Consider the following 18,127-nt stretch of genomic DNA (forward strand, 5'->3'; position numbering starts at 1 on the left):
TGGTATTCGAGATGATGGTCAGGGACCTCCTGGATTCTATCGAAAAATACCTTTTGGTGACGAGGAAGATGGTGAACGCGGGGATACCTAAAGATCGAGCGTTGAACACCGTACAGCGCACTTGGGGACTCACCAATAGGGAGAAGAAGGCGCTATACCGTATCGTGTGGTCTAGGTTGGAATCGTTACTCAGAGCCGGCAAAAGGGTCCCGACGCCGCTTCTTAGAGGGCAGGACTTGATAATCGACGGGTACAACGTACTAGTCGGGCTGGTGTCCCTGGACGCCGAGGAAGCCGTACTCTGCGACGACGACGTGGTGCGTGACTTACGGATGTCCCCTAAGTTGGATGAGGAAGAAGTGCATACTGCACTTGAAATGTTGGAGACGTACCTGCGTCGCGTTGAACCGCGCTCGGTGAGGATACTCTTCGACGCTCCCGTGAGCGGTAGTGGTGAGCTAGCCGCACGAGTCGAGCGGTACCTGAAGGACTCGTTGAACGTCCCGGTACGTGCCTCAGCCGTCAAAGGTGTGGACGAAAAGCTGGTGAGAACCCAAGGAGTGCCCGTAACGTCCGACTCCGGCATTATAGACCGTGTGTCCGCGTATCACGACGCCGTCAGAGAAGTGGCGGTCGCAGAAGGTATAGCCGTATGGATCCCGCCGGGACCGTCCGAGCCCAAGTTCGTACGTGCCCCCGTCCCGGGAGGGTAAGGATGATGATCACGGGACCGGGATCGAGGGTAATCCGATGAGAGTAAGCGGCCACACCTGACTTAGGGGAACCGCGAATGGTTCGGAGAACAGAGGTTTCAGAACGCATGGAGGACTATTTGGAAGCCCTATACCTACTTTCGAGACGCGGCTCCGACCGACATGTGAGGATATCGGAACTCAGCGAGTACCTGGAAGTGTCCAAACCGACGGCGTTGGAAATGATCAGGAAGTTAGCAGATCGCGGCTTGGTGGAGTACGAACGAGGTCTGGTAAAACTCACGGAGAAAGGTCGAGAGATCGGCAAGGAGGTGTGGGACAGGCACAGGGAGATAGCGTCATTCTTCCGGTTCTTGGGTGTAGATCCGAAGATAGCGGAACGTGACGCATGCGCCATAGAGCACTCATTACATCCGCAGTCTTTCCGGAGACTACGAAAACTGTTCCATTTCTTGAAAGAGGCTACCGGAGAACCGGCCGTGCGCGAGATCCTTGATAAAGTGCGAGGGGGAGACGAAGATTCAGACGAAGTTTGACGTTGATCGTAAGACGCTGAAGGCCGGACTCAGGAAGCTCCGGTCACTGGTTAAGGTCAAGATTCGGCTAGCCAAGGAGCACGGTACTGTAGAAGTAGACCAACCTCCTCTCCCCATCGTAAAAAGCTGGTACGGAGAGGTTCTGGAGACTGTTGACGACGCCGAGAACTTCTTCGAAAGGGAACTCCGACGCATGCATAAGGTCAAGCTCGAGGAAGTACCTAGAGTGGTGTTCTGCGCTTTCGACGTAATCGAAGGAGTCAAGCATGAGTTCGAGCCTGAAAAGTATTTATACAGGCCCGGGGCGGTACCCGCGGGAGTTCAGGCGTTGACACTGGATATCATGACAGATGATCACAGGGAGAACGCCGTTTACATAGGAGAACCTAGTCCGGAGGTGAGCCGCGACCGTTGGGCGGGCCGTGTGGTGTCCGTCCTCTCGAGGTTGTTGCCGGAGTGTGTAGAGGTTGGGTTGCTCGAAGATATCAGGGAGTTAGAGGGCGTAAGGGTGAGGATCGGGAAGTTCACCCTACTGAACTACGTTACCGGTGCGGCAATGGCGCTCTCGGGGGCTAGGGTCGAGCCCGAATATCGAAGGGTAGCTCAGTGAGCCTTCTTAACTCTGACTACCTCATGATGCAGCGGAGTGAAGTAATGGTCGAACGGGTCCCTACTGGAAATTCTGTAGTCCCTAGGAATCTCCCCCTCGTGTCTGGACTTTCTTCTTCTCACTTCGAGCAATTAAGTTCACCCCCAACATTTTATCCTCTCGGCATATCCTTTCGATGAACATATGTAAGCAATCCAGCGGTAATTATTGATTTCGGCCGAGGGGTGGGAGTGATCGCATATCGCGCACACTACCAGACTTGGCGACCGTAATCATTATATAGGATCCACAGAAGTGGACCGGTGGGAGCAGGGCCGTGGGGTAGCGGTCTATCCTGCGGGGCTTTGGACCCCGCGACCCCGGTTCAAATCCGGGCGGCCCTACCATGTCGAATCGTTTTGAGAACCATAACAATAGGGGGAGGCTCTTTGGACGCGCTGCTGGAGATTTGCACACTGAATGCACTGGCAGTGGTGGCCCTCGCTGTACTCGCCTGGGCAGCTTTTAGGTACGCACTTTCCTCATGGCTTGTCATGGCGATTATCGTCACGGGGATTCTCGGGTCAGCATGCGTTGACTACGTCATGATCAGCGTCGGGGTGTACGATGGCCCGTGGGAAACAGCGTTCGCGAGCGTTGTGTACGCGGTGGGATGGTGGATAGGAAGACCCGGACCGTCCAGCCCGGGGTCCCGTTAGGGTTCCCCCGGGCCATCATCCGGCCGGGGCGTTCAATCCTCACCCTTTCGCTTTATCCGGAACTTCACGCGATCCAGCACGTGGGCGGCGCACGACAGTCAAATGTCATAGCTCCTGATCACCATTTCCAGGTAATTCAACACATCCCGCTTCTCGGCCATCGGACGGTTCCCCCTAAGCTAGTTCTACGATTTCATCTTCTAACTTTTTCGCGGTCTTCTTCAATGCGAGCTCAATCGCAGGGACGTTGTGAGTGGTAGCGACTATCAGGTTGGCCTCCTTCACGCGACCCTCGTCATCGGTCACGTAGTGATGGATGAGCGTACCACGTGGCGCCTCGACGATACCGACTCCTTCGCCTGCCTTAGGCTCGTAGTCCTCCCTACACTCGTCCTCATCGGTGATCACATCGTCTTCGAGAAGCATCTTGGCCTCCTCGCATGCTGCCACTAGTTCCACGAGCCGGGCCCAGTTGATGGTAAGAGAGTAGTTCACACACTCCCCGAACTCGCCGACGTATTCTTCGTAGAGCTCTTGGGCGCGCTCAGTCTTCATCCCCGAGCAGACGTTGAGTCGTGCACCCGGTCCTACCCTGTAAATGCCGTCGGGGTACCCGACGTCCTTTAGGTACGGGTGTTTGACGTAAGAGTACTCGATCGTGCGCTCCGCGATCACGTTCTGATACTCCTCCGGTTCGAAGCGAGTGACTTCTTCCCCGTTTGGATCCACTACCCTCACTTCGCCGTCGTAGAACTCGTGCTTGTCACCGTCCGAGACGAGACCCATGTGATAAGTCTCGATGTTCCCGAGGGTCTCGAGCAGATCGATTTCATGCTTCTCCCGGTACTCCTCCAGCGTCTCTTTGATCGCTTCGATGCCGACCTTGGCGCCCTCGTACGCCATCTCGATCATCTCTTCGGCACGACTGAGTAAGTCATCACGTGACTCCGGATCTACTGGGGAGGAGACGCCGCCCGGAATCCCTGTCACGGGGTGTATGGCTTTACCTCCTGTAGCCTCCACGATATCCTGGCCGTAGCGACGCAGTTCGATTGCTATTTTCCCGACCTCCGGGTTGTCTTCGACGATTTTCACCACGTTACGCTGGAGCGGATCCGCGTCCGGTCCAACTACGTAGTCTGGTGCCGCCAGGAAATAGAAGTGAAGCGCGTGACTGTGGATCATGTTCCCGATGTGCATCAGCCACCGAATCTTGTGCCCTCCTTCGGGTGGCTCGGCGTCGAAGCATGAGTCCACGGCCTTGCAGGCCGCTAAGTGGTGGGCTGTCTGGCAGATACCGCAGATCCTGGACACGATGTAGGGAACGTCCTCCGCGGGGCGGCCTTGGACGAACTTTTCGAACCCTCGGACTGCGAGGACAGCGAACTTAACATCTGCCACCTCGCCGTTCTCGACCTCGATGATAACTTCACCGTGCCCTTCTACCCTGGTCAGGGGATGAATTTTGATCTCGGCCACCAGTTACTCCCCCCTCGAGCCGAAGATCACGTCACGATGACCCTTCAGTAGAGACGCAGCCATGGAGAACATGTAGAGCTTCCCGGGTAGGTCGGCGAGTCCCTTCAAAATCTCCTCGACGTCGACGCCGGTCTCGAAAGACACCGAAGCGATCGCATCGAGGAACGCCGCACCCTGATCCAGTGCCTGCTTCGTCGGTCCGTTACACCCACGGCACGGTAGTCCTCGGGACGGACAAGCCGCTTCACATCCGGCGATCGTGGCCGGTCCCATACACGGATAGCCCTGTTCGAGCAGGCACTTGTCCGGGTCGGGTCGGCCCTGACCGGTGCGGAACTTGATATCCTCGATCGGGATGTCCTCCTTCTCGCGGGGACATTCCTCGCACAGGTTCGTCGTCGGGAGTTTGGGCTGCCGGTCCTCGATGATGGCGGTGATGACTTCGGCAATACTCTCCGGCTTGGGAGGGCAGCCCGGCAGCATGTAGTCGACGTCGATTACCTCGGGCAGCGGACGCACGTAGTCGAAGATCTCCGGAACGACCTCCTCCGGAGTCTCGCCTTCGTCGTCGGTGGTCGGGGTTTCCTTGAAAACCCACTCGAGGACGTCGTCTATGTGGTGCAGGTTGGCCAACCCGTGAACTCCACCGTAGCAGGCACATGTCCCCACGGCGACGACGATGTTAGCGGCCTCACGGAGTTCTTCCGCGACCTCGAGATCCTCCTCGTTCCGGATGCTTCCCTCGATCACCGCCACGTCCACGTGCTCCGGAATCTCCTTCTGGTCTACTAGTACGTAGCAGTACTCGATCTCGATGGCATCCTCCAGGAGATCGAGTAACTTCTCGTGGAGGTCGAGCAGTGACACGTGACACCCGACGCAGGAGGAGAGTTGAGCCGTCGCGATCGTCGCCTTACTCATCCCGCGCTCCCCCGGCGGTGGTCCGAGCGTGATTTAATACCGGATTGGGATTGAAGGATCGAATGCTACCCAACAGCTTCGACCGGGGGGTCCCGGAATAGCACATATCCACATACCTGATGGGCTGATACCGTTATGGTGGTGCGCCGTATTTTACGCTATGGCGGCCATACCGGTAGGTTTAGGGGCGCTGAGAACTCGATCCGAGGGCCGTAAAACCATTCTAGTTGGACTGCTGGCGAGTTTGTCGTTCGTGTTCATGCAAGTGCCGATAGGTCATGCTCATGTGAACTTAACTGGACTAATCGGAATTCTGCTGGGGCCTTGGAGTTCCGCCGTGGCCGTTTTCATTGTCAACTTAGCGTGTGCCCTAATAGGACACGGAGGAATAACCATTGTCGGGCTGAACACCCTAATCAACTGGGGAGAAGCGGCCGGCGTGTGGGCGTTTTACAGGATTCTCAGGAAGAGACTGAACTACGGTGCCGCCGCGGGGATTGCCACGTTCTCCGTCCTAGCCACATCGTCGGTGATTCCATCGTTTGTCATAGCTTGGGTCGCTGATAAACCCGTACTTCCGTTCCTCCTCACACTGACTACGGCTTGGATAGTTACGGCGGTTATCGAAGCCGTAATTACGGCATCGGTAGTTAAGACTCTCGCACAAATGAAACCGGACTGGGTGAGAGATTTGTGAAGTTCACTGAAGCGTTGGAGTGGTCGCTGACGGCTGAGACCGTGCTCCACCGTATACACCCATGGTCGAAGTTGGTCGGGCTAATGACGACGATTTTCGCCTCGATGTTACTGTACGATCCCTTGAGTATCGCCGTCCTCTCCGTGCCTTATCTGATCGGGTGCCTCCTAGCCCGAATTCCCGTCCGTATCCTGACGCGGCTGTCGGTACCCTCGATAGCGTTCCTAGGCGCCGTCCTACTCCTAATGCTGCCCTCAGGCGTTCCCGGCCGTGAAGTGTTATTATACGCGGTTCGCGGTGCAACAGACTTGCTAGCCATACTTGTGACTACACTCACGACACCATTCAACGCGCTGTGGTCGGCTCTCGTTGTAGTGTTCCCACCCACACTGGCGGAAACAGGCCTCATCTTCCATCGCTCGGTGTACCGGGCGCTCGAAGAGTTAGAAGGCACGTTGAACGCGATCCGAATCCGAGGGTGGAGGCTCAAGTCTATCAACGTACTGGGGGCCGTTATCGCGACCCTCTTGATTCGAAGCCACCAGAGCGCAGAACTCGTGCAGGTGAGCGTAGAGGTACGCGGAGCGAAGGGTAGGGTGCGACCGTTGAAAAGATTCGAGTTCATGCGGGTAGACTTCGGATGGTTAGCCATGGTGTTTTGCTCCGTGGTACTATCGGGGGTGATCTGAGATCGGATATGCCGTTAAGATCAAATGCTTAACTCACGAGTATCCCGACGGCACTTGTGGTGTGTGCGGGTTGAGCTTACGAGTGAAAGAAGGTGAATCCGTGGTTGTACTCGGACCGAACGGTTCCGGGAAGACGACTTTACTGCACCATATTCTCGGTTTATTAACTCCCACCGAGGGACACATCCGGGTCCTAGGTCACGACCTGCCTGACGGGGTACGGGAAGTTCGAAAACGTATAGGAGTGGTCTTCCAGGACGTCGACGACCAGCTCATCATGCCGACAGTGCTAGAAGACGTAGCCTTCGGGCTAGTAAACCGCGGCATGTCGCGCGAAGAAGCGTTCGAGCGAGCCCGTGAGATCCTGGAACGGTTAGGCATTGAAGATCTGGAGGATCGGCCGCCGCAGTTCCTCAGCGGCGGACAGAAAAGGTTGGTAGCTTTGGCGGGAGCCGTAGCTCCGGAGCCTGACCTCCTGATTCTCGACGAACCCACCTCAGGACTCGACTTCCGCGCCACTAGACTATTCGTGCGACTCATCAAAGAGCTCAAGGAGGAGTTAGGGTTCACGATGATACTGACGACATTCGATGTAGACATCGCGATGGCGTTGGCGGAGCGCGTCGTGATGATCCGAGAGAGGAAGACTGTAGCCGAAGGGTCTCCAGAAGATCTCCTCACGGACGTCGACCTGATAAAGGAATCCGGACTGAAACCACCAGAGCACGTGGAACTGCTCCGAAGGCTAGGGATCGAGGATCCGCCGCTCGACATAAGCGAGGCGGAGGAGCTCCTAGTGACCATGCTGGGGGAGAAGAGCCGTGGAAATCCGTAAGCTACGACACCCCGAGGTCGACCTGGAGGGTGAAGTGGTCCTGTTGCCTCTCGGGAGCACCGAGCAACACGGTCTACACCTACCCTTGGGCACCGACCATCTCGTCGCGGAGGCGCTCTGCCGAGAGGTGTCGAAGCGGACCGGAGCACCGTGGTATCCGGTTATACCCTACGGTATATCGCGCCACCACATGGAGTTCCCGGGCACGGTATCACTGAGAACGGAGACCATGGTCGCCCTGCTCACGGACGTACACAGGTCGTTCCTGCATCACGGAGCCGCGGCAACCTTAGCCGTCAACGGACACGGGGGAAACGAAGCCGCGTTAAGTACCGTCGCAGAAGAGGAAGAGCGGTTTCATTGGATCAGTTGGTGGAAGTTAGTCCCGACCGATGAACTCGAAACCGACTGGGGAGGTCATGCGGACGAGCTGGAGACCTCGGTGATGATGTACTTGTACCCGGAGCTGGTCGGGGAGGAGCGTAAAGTCGACGGGAGACCGACGAAGCCTTGGGAGTTCCCGGACTATCACGAGATCTCGGAAACTGGAACGAAGGGAGACCCACGCCCCGCTACGGCGGACAAGGGGAAGAGAATCTTCAAGACTGTCGTCGAGCGGCTGGCAGAGATAGTGGAGGAACTGAGGGAAATGTACGGATGATTTGGCTCGACTTCACGTCGGGAACCACGCTGATCACCGGAACTACTTCAGACGCTCACAGTGTCCGGAAGACACGCGACCGTCTGCAGGCCGGCTTGATGCTGTACACTGACCGACGTTCCGTGACCGCACTGGATCATGTGGAGGCGCTGAAGGTACTGAAATGAATCGGAACCGCCAAAGGTCATCGTGGAAGGAGTTCCGACGGTTCCAAGGGATATCAGGGCCGCTTCAAGCGGACTGTGGTCGTGAACTGTCGAACCCACAATCCCTAGTTCTAGCTGACCGTGAAGGTCCGATCATGGTGAACGCAAGCTACGTCGTCACTGCAATGGCGTTCCCACGTAGGGTTCTCCGCGGGCGCTACTGTGATGTGGGGAACTCAATCCTCATGGACGTTCCTCACGGACGTGGATGACGAAGACGACATTCAAAGAGCGGCTGGTGATAACAGGGAGGGTCTCGAAGAGCCCGTTACGCAGCATATCTCGCCCTCCCACGACATTGTTACCGGATAAGTAACGTTTCCTGCGTGGCGCTAAGCGAGCCGCTGGGATATTTGCTCGTAGAGTTCTTGGACGCGTTCCTGAGCCTTTTCGTCCAGCTTTAACTCCGCGAGTTTTTTCGTCCGTTCCCACCCGGGATACTTCGACGTGCCGAGCCTACGAGACCTTCGGAGAGTGTACACCACGACCTCCATCGTACCATCCTCGCCCTCCTCGGTGACGACCTCGTACCGACCTCCAGTGTGCACGATCCCTTGCATCTGCTTGATAACGGTCGCCACATCGTCCGGAAGTTCCTCCAGTTCCTCCTTCCGGGCGTACTTAGCGAGCACGTCGAACGCTTCCTCCAACCCTCTTCCACCCCCGCTGGAGCGAGGCTTAGGGGTTCAAAAGATGAGCGGTGTAATGGGTATCGACGAGGCCGGACGTGGACCCGTGTTCGGTCCTATGGTCGTGGCCGGTGTACTGGCTCCGGAGCGAGAGCTCGGCCTAGGCGCGAGAGATTCGAAGGAACTCACACGGAGTGCGCGTCGTAGACTGATCCGTGCGTTGATGTCGGATGAACGATTAAGGGTGGACCTGAGGATAGTATGGCCGTGGGAGATAGACGAAGAAGGCGTGGTGAAGGCGGAGTTCGAAGCTATCGGGGAGCTAGTACGCCGTGCTATGCCTGACGAGGTGATCCTGGACAAACCCGGGAACTACTCATCAGAGCGACTGCGAAGGGAGCTCGACTTGCCCGAAGAAATCAACCTAATCGCCGAAGAGCGTGCGGATGCGAAGTACGAAGTAGTGTCAGCGGCCTCGATCGTAGCCAAGACATACCGCGACTGGATAGTAAGGCTCCTGGAGCTGGAGTACGGAGAGGTCGGGTCTGGGTACCCTTCGGATCCCCGTACCGTGGATCGCCTTCGTCGGGAACTACGTCGGGGTGGCGAGTTGCTGAAGTACTTCAGGCGATCGTGGGAGACGTACAAGCGCGTTGAGAGCGAAGTGAAGCAGCGAAAGCTCGAGGACTTCTTCTGAGCGCATGGAGGGGGGTTAGGACTGCGAATAGCAGGCCTGAGACCCGTGAGCTGCTCCGATGGTTTACCGGGTGAGGTGTGTGCAGTCCTTTGGACTCAAGGGTGTCCGTTACGATGCCCATGGTGCCACAACCCGGAGACCCGAGATCCGAATGGGGGAAAGAAGGCCGATGTTAAGACCATCCTACGAGACGTGGAGAAGTACGCTGTTTACCTTGATGCACTGATAGTGAGCGGAGGGGAACCACTCCTACAACCGTGCGAGGAGCTGAAAGCACTGGCACGTGGTGCTCGGGACTTGGGTCTCAATGTCGTCCTAGATACCTCCGGGTTCCCCCCGGATCGCCTCGGGAAAGTCATCTCAAGCTTCGATAGAGTGGCACTGGACCTGAAAGCGCCTCTGCACGGTGATGAGTACATAGAAGCGACTGGCGGCGGCATGACGGCTTCAGACTTCCTGAAAGCGGCCCGGATAGTACGCCGGCAATGTGACCTGGAACTGAGGATCACGGTGCATCCATGGCTTGACGACGTACCGAAGGTCGTGGAGGCCGTCCGGAAGGCATCCCCCGACGTTGTGGTCGTTCAGCGATACGTCGGGGACAAGGAGGTCGAGATCGACCCCGAAGAACTCGCCGAGAAGCTCCGAGAGAGTTGTGAGAACGTCGTGGTACGGGTGTGATCGACTTGAACGTTACATTCGAGGTTAAGGATCGAGACGTGGCAGGCCGGCTCGGGCGTTTTGAGGTCAATGGCAGGAGACTGAAGACGCCCGCCCTGCTGCCCGTAGTTAACCCTAACAAACCCACATTGAAACCACGAGAGATCTCCAAGTTAGGTTTCGACGGTGTGATCACGAACGCCTACATTATCCGGAAGCACAAGCACCTACGCGAGAAGGCGCTCGAAAAAGGCGTCCACGGACTCCTCGGGTTCGACGGGTTCGTGATGACGGATTCTGGCTCGTTCCAGCTGGCGGAGTACGGCGATGTCGAAGTATCCAACGAGGAGATCGTGAGGTTCCAAGCGAAGATCGGGTCAGATGTGGGCACTATCCTCGACGTGCCGACTCCACCCGACGCCCCGAGGTCCCGAGTCGAACGTGATCTCGAAACCACACTGAAAAGGGCCCGCGAAGCGGTGGAGCTCGACGAGCGCCCTCCGTTAGCCTTCACCGTCCAAGGGTCCACATACGAAGACCTTAGGAGACTGTGCGCGGAAAAACTGGCGGAGCTGCCGGCGGCGGTGTATCCAGTTGGAGGCGTTGTACCGCTGCTAGAGGAGTACAGGTTCGTGGACGTGGTACGAGTGGTCCTGGCCGCGAAGTCCTCGCTGCCTCCACATCGTCCTGTACATCTCTTCGGTTGCGGTCATCCGCTGGCGATTCCACTAGCCGTCGCGATGGGGTGCGATCTGTTCGACTCCGCATCTTACGCTATTTACGCCAGATCGGATCGGTACATGTCCATCCTAGGCACCCTGAAGTTAGAGGAGCTGGAGACCTTCCCGTGTTCCTGCCCAGTGTGTACGCGACACGATCCGGACGACGTCCGCGAGATGAAACCGCGAGAGCGTACCCGGGTGTTGGCTACGCATAACCTCTACGAGCTGCGTAGGGTGATAGAGACCACTAGGCAGGCTATAGTGTCGGGAGAGCTATGGGAGCTATCCGAATCGGTATGTCGAGCACATCCGCGTGCCTGGGCGGGGATGGTGGAGCTGGCGCGACGTGGAGGAGAGCTGGAACGATGGTGCCCGGCCGCAAAGCGTAGCGTGTTCGTATGCGATGAAGTCTCGAAGGGACGTCCCGAGCTATGGCTCTACCGTCGACGGCTCCGAGACAGGTTCGGTGAGCTCTCTGGGCGTAAAGTGGTGAAAGGGATAAGCAGACCCTACGCGGAAATCGTCGAGTGGTTAGAACCATGGGAGCTGGCGTTCGCCGACGAGTGGCTAGGGGTGGTACCTGGAGAACTGTCATGGTCGTACCCTTGTCACTGTCTCGTGGAGCCTAGCGGGGATGATGAAGGTGAGGACCGACGGAGGGGTGAAGAGGGTCGCAGGCGCTGAGTTCGTCCTTTATAAGGAAGGAGGATCGGAGTTCTACGTGCCGGACCCGGAACGTTACTCACAGAATGGCCTTCCAACCCGTGATGCACCGGTAGCGTTCGCACCGAACGCCGCCGTAAACCGATCTATACTCGTCCTGTTCCACCGCGTACGTCCTGTGAAGAGGTTTGGAGACGTGTTCTGTGGGGTCGGCGCCAGGGCCATCCGCCTTCACATTGAAGCTGGGATGGAGTGGTCTGTACTATCTGATGTGAACCCCATTGCGTGTCAGATCGCGATGATCAACGTCCGGAGGCTCGGATTACCATCGGAGGTTAGGTGTATGGACGCCGTTGTCACACTTTCTACCTTCGACTTCGATGCCGTTGACCTGGACGTGTTCGGGACCCCTATACCGTTCGCCCAAGCCGCGTTCCGATGCGTACGCGACGGTTACGTGCACGTCACCGCCACAGACCTCGAATCGTTGTATACCCAGGCGGCCCGCCGCAAATATCTCCTTGAAGGACCGCTACCTCGGCGGAACACAGATCTAGAGGTGCGAGCTGTGGTAGGAGCCTTAGCGCGCTTAGCGGCTTCGGTTGACGTAGGGGTCGAGCCGATGTACTGCCTCGTCGAACCAGGAGTTAGAATTCGAGTGGGATTAGAGTGTCGTAGGGGCCGGTCCAGAGCGAACGAAACTTTGGATATGCTAGACTACGTCGACGGGGTAGGACCTATCTGGAGAGGTAATCTTCACGACGAAGATGTCATCGAGGAGATGCTGGAAGAGCTCGACCGTACGGGTTGGAGCGAAAAACACGCCCGGAAGGTCCGGGAATCCCTGGAAGTAACATTTTGAGTAGAAGCGGACAGTCGGTGGGTGTCTCGAGTTGAACGAGGTGATCAGGGAAGTGGAGAAAGTCCGAGAAGCTCGAATTGCACGGACGCTAGCCACCCAGCACCCTGACGCAACGAAGTTCGTGAGGGTGCAGGAGGAGCCTGAAGAGGCCGTAGAGTGTCTGGCCGAGTTCGACGCTGAGGAATACATGGTAGACTTCGAGGGCAAGCTAACGCCGTACCTGCAGCCCATTCAGGTCCTCATGGAACTGCACGACGCCGGCGTTCAGGTGGGGGAGGAACGTTTCGTAATCGTTAGGGTACCTAGCGCGACGAAGGAGAACGTACTGCGCCAAGTTCAGGCCCTTCTAGGTGTAATGGAAGCCAACTCGGAGCTGCTCAAGGAGGACCCAGACGCCCGCGGGATCTTCGAGGTAGTACACCCTATGACGTCCTCGCCCGAAGAGCTAGTGGAAACAGTGGATAGAATCTCCTACGCGCGTAGGTTCGCATCCCGTGAGTTAGACGTACCACTTAAGGCGGGAAACCTCCGAATCATCCCACTTATTGAGGAGGTTCCAGAACTCCTCGACATTCGCAACATCCTAACGGGCTACGTGGAAGGAATGCGTGAGATCGGGATGGACGTCAGCTACCTCAGGGTGTTCATCGGACGCTCCGACCCCGCGCTATCCTACGGACATCTCCCGGCGGTCCTCGCTTGCAAACTGGCTATCTTCGAAGTGTACGAGCTGTCGGACGAACTAGGTGTCCCGATGGCACCTATCTTAGGAGGTGGGTGTTTACCGTTCCGCGGCCATATTAGACCGGGAATGGAAGACGAGTTCGTAGAGGAGTACGCGGGCACCGCCACGTACACCGTACAATCCGGATTCCGATACGATCACGATCGTGAAAAGGCCGTTGCATCTATCCGCCGAATTAACAAGCTCGCCGCGAACGACCCTCTCCAACTCTCCGGGGACGACATCGAGTACCTAGTCTTAGCCACCGCGATCTTCGTGAAGCACTACCTCAGCGTGTTTTTCCGTTGCATAGGTACGCTGAACATAGTCGCCGATATGATCCCCAACACGAGGGACCGATTAGCACGAAAGGGACCCGTAGGATACGCGCGGGACATTCCCGAACCTGACCGTGTCGGGATACAGTGTAAGAGCCTTGGGGATGTGGGTCGTAAGTTATACCGCGAACTGCGCCGAATGAGAGTCGAGAAGCTGCCTGAACTGCCACGCGCGATCAAATTCACGGGAGCCTGCTACACCGTCGGGATGCCACCGGAGCTCATCGGAACAGGAAGAGGACTCGCGGAGATCGAGGAGCGGCTAGGTGAAGACGCCCTGGACGCGGTGATCTCACGATTGTATCCCATGCTACGCGAGGATTTGCAGTTCGCGGTGGAGTACACATTCCTCGAGACAGCCGGATCCGTCCTACCGTCGTCCGGAGTGGCGATGGTTAACACCGACCTGGAGTACTGCGTTGAGTATCTCGACCTGGAATCCCCATCCGATTTCGAGTACCAGAATCTGGTACACACGTTGGAACCGTACCTCAGGTACGTAGTCTCGGAGGGCGGTGTAGAGGAAGTCAACCCGTTCGTGAGGGACCTCTTACTCGAGATGGGACGGATGCGTGGATCACTCGGATGACGGGGACGGATTCAAGTGTACGGCTTCGAAGATCTCCTTGATCAGGTCAGGACTCACACCGAGAGCCACGCAATGGTGGTTCCCTAGCGGCTCGAACTCCTCCTCCACTAACAATCTAGCTTGAACGCGACACTGGTCGTCGCGCCATCGGGTCTCCACGATGGAAGCTCCGACGGCGTACGGGTACCGGGCTAACACGCACTTACCTGTCGGTAGAACACCTTTCACGGCATGTGGTGCGCCGGTTTCCATGTGATCTACCACCTCGAATTCTCTGAGCAACTCCAACGGACAGGCACAATGGGCGAGACGCGTCCCGTATCGGTCCAGTTCGATCACGTTCCCGATGAAGGGGCGTATGCGCGCGGGTGTTAGCAGGGTCGTGACCAGAGCGGCGGAATCACCCTCACAACAGTAAGGCACGTCCAACGCGGAGAAGTACAAACAGGGAACCGCACCGAACTCCTCGTAGAGGGAGAAGCAGTCCCCCGTGATCGCGTCGGCCCCGTGTCGTGAGAGTACGGCATGCAATTTACCTGCCAAGTCCAGGAAGTCGCGGTTCAATTCCGACGGATCGATATCGTGGGCACGGAGGTTCTCCTCGAAGGATCCGTCAGGATCGACCGATTTCACGTCCTCGAGGTCTACCTCGACCGTCCGGAGGTACGGGAGGTCGGAGGGATCTGGACCTTTGATCCAGCTACATTTCCCTCCAACGACCAGGATACGGGTCCCCACGAGACGCTTGAAGGCACGCATCGCCTCTTCCGCACGGCCGACGTGAAGCGTCGATACGCCGACTTCGAGCGCGGCCGCCAGGGAGTTGTAGGAGTGCCAGTGGAGGAGGAGCACCGCCGGAGACCGCTCGAGGAGCGCCTCTATCGCGTCCTCCGTACCGCCGGTAGCTACCAGCGCCACGGTAGGTGAGTTAGGGACGTCTTCGGGGTCTGTGACGACCATGGGCTCGAGGTTGAACCTCTCAGCGAGCCGTTCAGCTCGTCGCAGTACATCTCGATCGGCTAAAGTGGAGGCCAGGATCGTGAATTTCAAGGCCCTATCCCCTTGGCTCTGCGGTACTCGTTGAGAGTCACCAGCGTGAGCTCCTCCGGGTCGGTGATGTGATGTGAGCGGCCGCCCGAGATTCCGGCGATGTGTTCTATCAACCGGATACCCTCCTCTGGCAGCTTAATTCCGATCACAGAGATAGTCACTCCCATTCGACTCGCTGCGGTGGCTTCGGATAGCGCCTTCGTCTCCGGATCGGGCTCCCCTTTGGTGGGCACCCCGTCCGTCAGTAGGATCATATGCCAATCTCGGTTTGGCCTTCCACAGCGTCTGAAAAGCTCAGTGCTCACACGGATCGCCTCGCCGATGTCCGTGGCACCACCGGGCTTCAGCGACATCACCTTGGTGATGATCTCCTCCACGTCCGATGTGATGTCCACAATGATCTTCGCCTTGGTGTTGAACCCTACGATGCCCACTCGGTCTCCGGCCTTCACGCTGAAGTGAGCGAGAGCTATCGCGGCGCGCTTAGCAGCGTCGATGCGGTCCCCCGACATGCTTCCGGAGGTATCTATGACGTACACGATGTCAAGACCTACCTCCTCCTCCCTGTCGAACGAGCGCAGATCTTCGGGGAGGATCTCACGACGTCCGCGGCGAACGGCGGTCCGGAGTGACCCACGTACATCGAGATTCGTATAAGGATCTCCGCGACGGTACTCTCGGGGGTAGCCCCTACCCCCAGTCCCCCGCTCACTCAGACGTTTAGCCGCATGATGTCCGAACTCAGTACCTTCAAAGGCTTCAAGCTCCTCGATCAGCGCGGAGAACGCCGCGAGTTCCCTACCTTTCAGTGTCAGGCTCACACCTCCCTGGTAAGACGAGCGCACGAACCCTAGTTCTTGTAGGACCTCCAATCTCTTCCGGATTTCCTCTTCAAGCTCGTCTATGAGCGAGTAATCGTGCTGCTGTGAGGCGATCTCATCGTAGGACCACCCCGTAATCTCCTCGATGAACCTCCGACCGTATTTCCCCTTGACATATGCCGCATTAGTGACCAGGGACTCCGCCAGCTGATCGGGTCGGATGTATTCTACGCCTCGATTGAGCAGTTGGCGGAGGACACGGGCCGCGAAGACGTACTCCGGTTCCCCTTCGACGTACCTGCGCTGGTCATCCTTCGTGAGGGCTCGGAATCGAAGCCTCCTGTGGTACTCATCGCCCAAAGCCTCACCATCCGCAGCTGAGTCTGCGGCTGATGTCGTTGGACTCTCACTTCTCGAAACAGTACGGGAATCCAGCCGACTTCGCTTTTCACCTCCAAACTTCGTCTCGTCCGGACGCTCCCGAGTGAGCCTCGGCTTCTGTCGACGGCTTCTTCGACGTCCCTCAGGGGCACCAGTCGACGCCCCCTCATCGGGTTTCGACTTTCCCGGGATCCCGTCCGTGTCCGGCACTTCGGTCTTCCCGTATCCCTCGAGCACCTCCTGGATGATCTCCTTGATGACGTCCTCCTCCGATTTAACGTGTTGGACCCTCGGACTCAGCTTGATTCGCTTGCGGAGGACTGAGGGAGCAACCTCGATGACATCCTGCAGCTCGACCTTCGATCTCCCATGCAATACCGCGTTAGTTTGCGCCCGCTCGTATAGACCGATGGTGGCGCGGACGCTGGCGGGCCTCTCAATGTCGTCGCGATCTCGAGTGGCCCGGACCAGGTCGACTATGAACTCGAGGACGTACTCAGGGACCTTCACTCCGAAGTCTTCTCCCCGCTCGACGATGATGCGTTTCTCGGTCTCTTTAGACTTGGGGTACGTCATCTTCACGGTGTCGAAGCGATCTAGGAGGACCTCGGAGAGTTCCTCGGCTCCCGCGTATTCGTGCGGGTTCATGGTGGCGATCATGACGAAGTTGGCTGGATAGTCGACCTCATAGCCCGCGATCGTAGCACGCTGCTCCTCTAAGACTTGGAGCAGCGCGTTTTGGAGCTTCTCAGGACATCGGTTGATCTCGTCGAAAAACACTACGCCACGGTTACCCCGGAGTAACTTCCCTGGAGTGAATGCCCGAGGATCGGTCGGTCCGTACTCGAGGGCCGCGATGGGATCGATGTCTCCGAGCAGATCCTCCGGAGTGAGGTCAGGACTCCCCTGAATCCGTACGAACCGCTCACGCCCTGGAATTGTCTCGGTCTCGAGCTCGTCTCCATCGCGAGCCCGGCACAAGGGACATACTGGCTCTTTCGGATGGCAGTTGAAGGGACACCCCTTCACAGCCTCAGCTGGGGGTAAGAGGTCCGCGACGGCGCGAGCGAGGGTCGTCTTGCCGATACCGGGTGGACCTTCGATCAGCACGTGTCGTCCTGCGACGAGTGCGGAGAGAACCTGCATCTTGACATCTCTCTGCCCGAGAATCTGAGGGAGGGGGTCCTCGCCTTTACCGAGCTTCTCCAGGACTACCTCACGCAGTTCCTCGTACACTTCCTTGACAGTCAAGCCTGTTCCCCTCCGTACGGGCAAAAACGACGGACAAAGCACAACTCGCACTTGGGTTTTCTAGGACGGCATATCTCGCGTCCGAATTGTATGAGTGCGAGGTGCGCTTTACCGCGTTCGCCCTCGGGAACCTTCTCGTGCACAGCCTCTTGAACTTCGAAGTACTCCTTCGAGTCGGTCAGACCAAGCCTCCTTGAAATCCTAGCTACGTGTGTATCAACCGGACAAACGTCATGGCCGCCCGCGAATAGCAACACTACGTCGGCTGTCTTCGGACCGACCCCTGGCAGACGCATCAACTCCTGTCGCGCTTCCTCCGTAGGCTTCCGAACGACCTCCTCAAGATCCAGTCCATCCGTAAGAATACGTTCACAACACTCCTTGATCATTTTGGCCTTCTGACGGTAGAGTCCGGCGTCGCGGAGCGTCTCAACGAGATCCTTCAGATTCGCTTCTACGACGTCCTTCGGAGTCTTGAATTTCCGCAGGAACCTCTCCGCTACTCTATCCGTCACGTCGTCCCTGGTCCGTTGAGATATGATGGCTTGAATAAGGGCTCGGAAGGGATCACGCCGTATTTTCAGCCTTTCCATGATGGGATGATCTTCGTAGTGCTTTACGATTTCCATCACGGTGTTGGAGTCCATAGGTCTCCCTGGCCTCATTCCCGGCGAAATCCTTAAACTCGGTATCGA

General features: G+C 57.5%; 22 protein-coding genes and 1 tRNA gene. 16 read left to right on the forward strand and 7 right to left on the reverse strand.

The window, feature by feature from the left end; genetic code table 11:
- Nucleotides 1-11 precede the first annotated feature (11 nt).
- The 5 genes from BW919_RS01940 to BW919_RS01960 all read left to right on the forward strand — a co-directional run bounded on the left by BW919_RS01940 (nt 12) and on the right by BW919_RS01960 (nt 2,557).
- Nucleotides 12-713 carry a DUF434 domain-containing protein gene (locus tag BW919_RS01940; RefSeq protein WP_157665879.1) on the forward strand — a complete coding sequence of 234 codons (702 nt, stop codon included), beginning with the start codon at nt 12-14 and terminating at the stop codon, nt 711-713.
- A 77-nt stretch (nt 714-790) separates the two neighbouring features.
- Nucleotides 791-1,249 (forward strand): metal-dependent transcriptional regulator, encoded by a 459-nt coding sequence (locus BW919_RS01945; RefSeq protein ID WP_088335272.1) that lies wholly within the window; start codon nt 791-793, stop codon nt 1,247-1,249.
- The gene (locus tag BW919_RS01950) at nt 1,206-1,859 is read left to right on the forward strand and encodes a hypothetical protein (RefSeq protein ID WP_088335275.1); all 654 of its coding nucleotides are present in this window, start codon (nt 1,206-1,208) and stop codon (nt 1,857-1,859) included. The genes BW919_RS01945 and BW919_RS01950 overlap by 44 nt, the downstream gene beginning before the upstream one ends.
- Before the next feature lie 310 nt (nt 1,860-2,169).
- Nucleotides 2,170-2,245 (forward strand) — tRNA-Gln (locus BW919_RS01955).
- Nucleotides 2,246-2,287: 42 nt separating this feature from the next.
- Complete coding sequence (locus BW919_RS01960) at nt 2,288-2,557, forward strand: hypothetical protein (RefSeq protein WP_088335277.1); 270 nt, start codon at nt 2,288-2,290, stop codon at nt 2,555-2,557.
- A 32-nt stretch (nt 2,558-2,589) separates the two neighbouring features.
- Here the strand turns inward: BW919_RS01960 and vhuU are convergent, their stop codons facing one another.
- The 3 genes from vhuU to BW919_RS01970 are packed head-to-tail and all read right to left on the reverse strand — an operon-like array spanning nt 2,590 to nt 4,957.
- On the reverse strand, nt 2,590-2,718 hold the full coding sequence (gene vhuU, locus BW919_RS08090; RefSeq protein ID WP_257789227.1) for a F420-non-reducing hydrogenase selenoprotein subunit VhuU: 129 nt from the start codon (nt 2,716-2,718) through the stop codon (nt 2,590-2,592).
- Nucleotides 2,719-2,731: 13 nt separating this feature from the next.
- Complete coding sequence (locus BW919_RS01965) at nt 2,732-4,036, reverse strand: Ni/Fe hydrogenase subunit alpha (RefSeq protein WP_088335279.1); 1,305 nt, start codon at nt 4,034-4,036, stop codon at nt 2,732-2,734.
- A 3-nt stretch (nt 4,037-4,039) separates the two neighbouring features.
- A complete protein-coding gene (locus BW919_RS01970) occupies nt 4,040-4,957 on the reverse strand; it encodes a F420-nonreducing hydrogenase (protein ID WP_088335281.1) in 918 nt (305 codons plus the stop codon).
- A 112-nt stretch (nt 4,958-5,069) separates the two neighbouring features.
- On the opposite strand from BW919_RS01970, the gene BW919_RS01975 reads away from it, so the two are divergent.
- The 6 genes from BW919_RS01975 to BW919_RS07835 all read left to right on the forward strand — a co-directional run bounded on the left by BW919_RS01975 (nt 5,070) and on the right by BW919_RS07835 (nt 8,257).
- Nucleotides 5,070-5,654, forward strand: coding sequence for an energy-coupling factor ABC transporter permease (locus BW919_RS01975; RefSeq protein ID WP_257789229.1), 585 nt, complete (start codon nt 5,070-5,072; stop codon nt 5,652-5,654).
- The gene (locus BW919_RS01980; protein ID WP_157665881.1) at nt 5,651-6,343 is read left to right on the forward strand and encodes a CbiQ family ECF transporter T component; all 693 of its coding nucleotides are present in this window, start codon (nt 5,651-5,653) and stop codon (nt 6,341-6,343) included. Before BW919_RS01975 ends, BW919_RS01980 begins: the two co-directional genes overlap by 4 nt.
- A gap of 70 nt (nt 6,344-6,413) precedes the next feature.
- A complete protein-coding gene (locus tag BW919_RS01985) occupies nt 6,414-7,178 on the forward strand; it encodes an energy-coupling factor ABC transporter ATP-binding protein (RefSeq protein WP_157665883.1) in 765 nt (254 codons plus the stop codon).
- A complete protein-coding gene (locus BW919_RS01990) occupies nt 7,165-7,839 on the forward strand; it encodes a creatininase family protein (protein WP_088335289.1) in 675 nt (224 codons plus the stop codon). Before BW919_RS01985 ends, BW919_RS01990 begins: the two co-directional genes overlap by 14 nt.
- Nucleotides 7,836-8,006: a hypothetical protein gene (locus BW919_RS07830; RefSeq protein ID WP_157665885.1), complete on the forward strand. Its 171-nt coding sequence runs from the start codon at nt 7,836-7,838 to the stop codon at nt 8,004-8,006. Before BW919_RS01990 ends, BW919_RS07830 begins: the two co-directional genes overlap by 4 nt.
- A complete protein-coding gene (locus tag BW919_RS07835) occupies nt 8,003-8,257 on the forward strand; it encodes a hypothetical protein (protein WP_157665886.1) in 255 nt (84 codons plus the stop codon). The genes BW919_RS07830 and BW919_RS07835 overlap by 4 nt, the downstream gene beginning before the upstream one ends.
- Before the next feature lie 120 nt (nt 8,258-8,377).
- On the opposite strand, the gene BW919_RS01995 is transcribed toward BW919_RS07835, so the two are convergent.
- Nucleotides 8,378-8,695, reverse strand: coding sequence for a hypothetical protein (locus BW919_RS01995; protein ID WP_088335291.1), 318 nt, complete (start codon nt 8,693-8,695; stop codon nt 8,378-8,380).
- A gap of 43 nt (nt 8,696-8,738) precedes the next feature.
- Between BW919_RS01995 and rnhB the strand changes: the two genes are divergently transcribed.
- From rnhB to ppcA, 5 genes are all read left to right on the forward strand, one after another.
- Entirely contained in the window at nt 8,739-9,371 is a 633-nt protein-coding gene (gene rnhB, locus BW919_RS02000) for a ribonuclease HII (RefSeq protein WP_088335293.1), read from the forward strand.
- A 75-nt stretch (nt 9,372-9,446) separates the two neighbouring features.
- A complete protein-coding gene (locus BW919_RS02005; RefSeq protein WP_157665888.1) occupies nt 9,447-10,052 on the forward strand; it encodes a radical SAM protein in 606 nt (201 codons plus the stop codon).
- Between the two features lie 5 nt (nt 10,053-10,057).
- Entirely contained in the window at nt 10,058-11,437 is a 1,380-nt protein-coding gene (tgtA, locus tag BW919_RS02010; RefSeq protein ID WP_157665890.1) for a tRNA guanosine(15) transglycosylase TgtA, read from the forward strand.
- Nucleotides 11,397-12,278: a hypothetical protein gene (locus tag BW919_RS02015; protein WP_157665892.1), complete on the forward strand. Its 882-nt coding sequence runs from the start codon at nt 11,397-11,399 to the stop codon at nt 12,276-12,278. Before tgtA ends, BW919_RS02015 begins: the two co-directional genes overlap by 41 nt.
- 40 nt (nt 12,279-12,318) lie before the next feature.
- Entirely contained in the window at nt 12,319-13,929 is a 1,611-nt protein-coding gene (gene ppcA, locus BW919_RS02020; protein WP_232452926.1) for a phosphoenolpyruvate carboxylase, read from the forward strand.
- On the opposite strand, the gene BW919_RS02025 is transcribed toward ppcA, so the two are convergent.
- The 3 genes from BW919_RS02025 to nth are packed head-to-tail and all read right to left on the reverse strand — an operon-like array spanning nt 13,918 to nt 18,097.
- Nucleotides 13,918-14,979: a hypothetical protein gene (locus tag BW919_RS02025; protein WP_088335303.1), complete on the reverse strand. Its 1,062-nt coding sequence runs from the start codon at nt 14,977-14,979 to the stop codon at nt 13,918-13,920. The genes ppcA and BW919_RS02025 overlap by 12 nt on opposite strands.
- A complete protein-coding gene (locus BW919_RS02030) occupies nt 14,976-17,432 on the reverse strand; it encodes an AAA family ATPase (RefSeq protein ID WP_088335305.1) in 2,457 nt (818 codons plus the stop codon). Before BW919_RS02030 ends, BW919_RS02025 begins: the two co-directional genes overlap by 4 nt.
- Complete coding sequence (nth, locus tag BW919_RS02035) at nt 17,429-18,097, reverse strand: endonuclease III (protein WP_157665894.1); 669 nt, start codon at nt 18,095-18,097, stop codon at nt 17,429-17,431. The genes BW919_RS02030 and nth overlap by 4 nt, the downstream gene beginning before the upstream one ends.
- Nucleotides 18,098-18,127 lie beyond the last annotated feature (30 nt).

Source organism: Methanopyrus sp. KOL6 (genome assembly GCF_002201915.1).
Taxonomy (GTDB): domain Archaea; phylum JAADCQ01; class Methanopyri; order Methanopyrales; family Methanopyraceae; genus Methanopyrus.

Coding starts and splice junctions, on each gene's coding strand:
- nth (WP_157665894.1), bottom strand. CDS start 18,097: ATGAGGCCAGGGAGACCTATGGACTCCAACACCGTGATGGAAATCGTA.
- BW919_RS01945 (WP_088335272.1), top strand. CDS start 791: ATGGTTCGGAGAACAGAGGTTTCAGAACGCATGGAGGACTATTTGGAA.
- rnhB (WP_088335293.1), top strand. CDS start 8,739: ATGAGCGGTGTAATGGGTATCGACGAGGCCGGACGTGGACCCGTGTTC.
- BW919_RS01970 (WP_088335281.1), bottom strand. CDS start 4,957: ATGAGTAAGGCGACGATCGCGACGGCTCAACTCTCCTCCTGCGTCGGG.
- BW919_RS01940 (WP_157665879.1), top strand. CDS start 12: ATGATGGTCAGGGACCTCCTGGATTCTATCGAAAAATACCTTTTGGTG.
- BW919_RS07835 (WP_157665886.1), top strand. CDS start 8,003: ATGAATCGGAACCGCCAAAGGTCATCGTGGAAGGAGTTCCGACGGTTC.
- BW919_RS07830 (WP_157665885.1), top strand. CDS start 7,836: ATGATTTGGCTCGACTTCACGTCGGGAACCACGCTGATCACCGGAACT.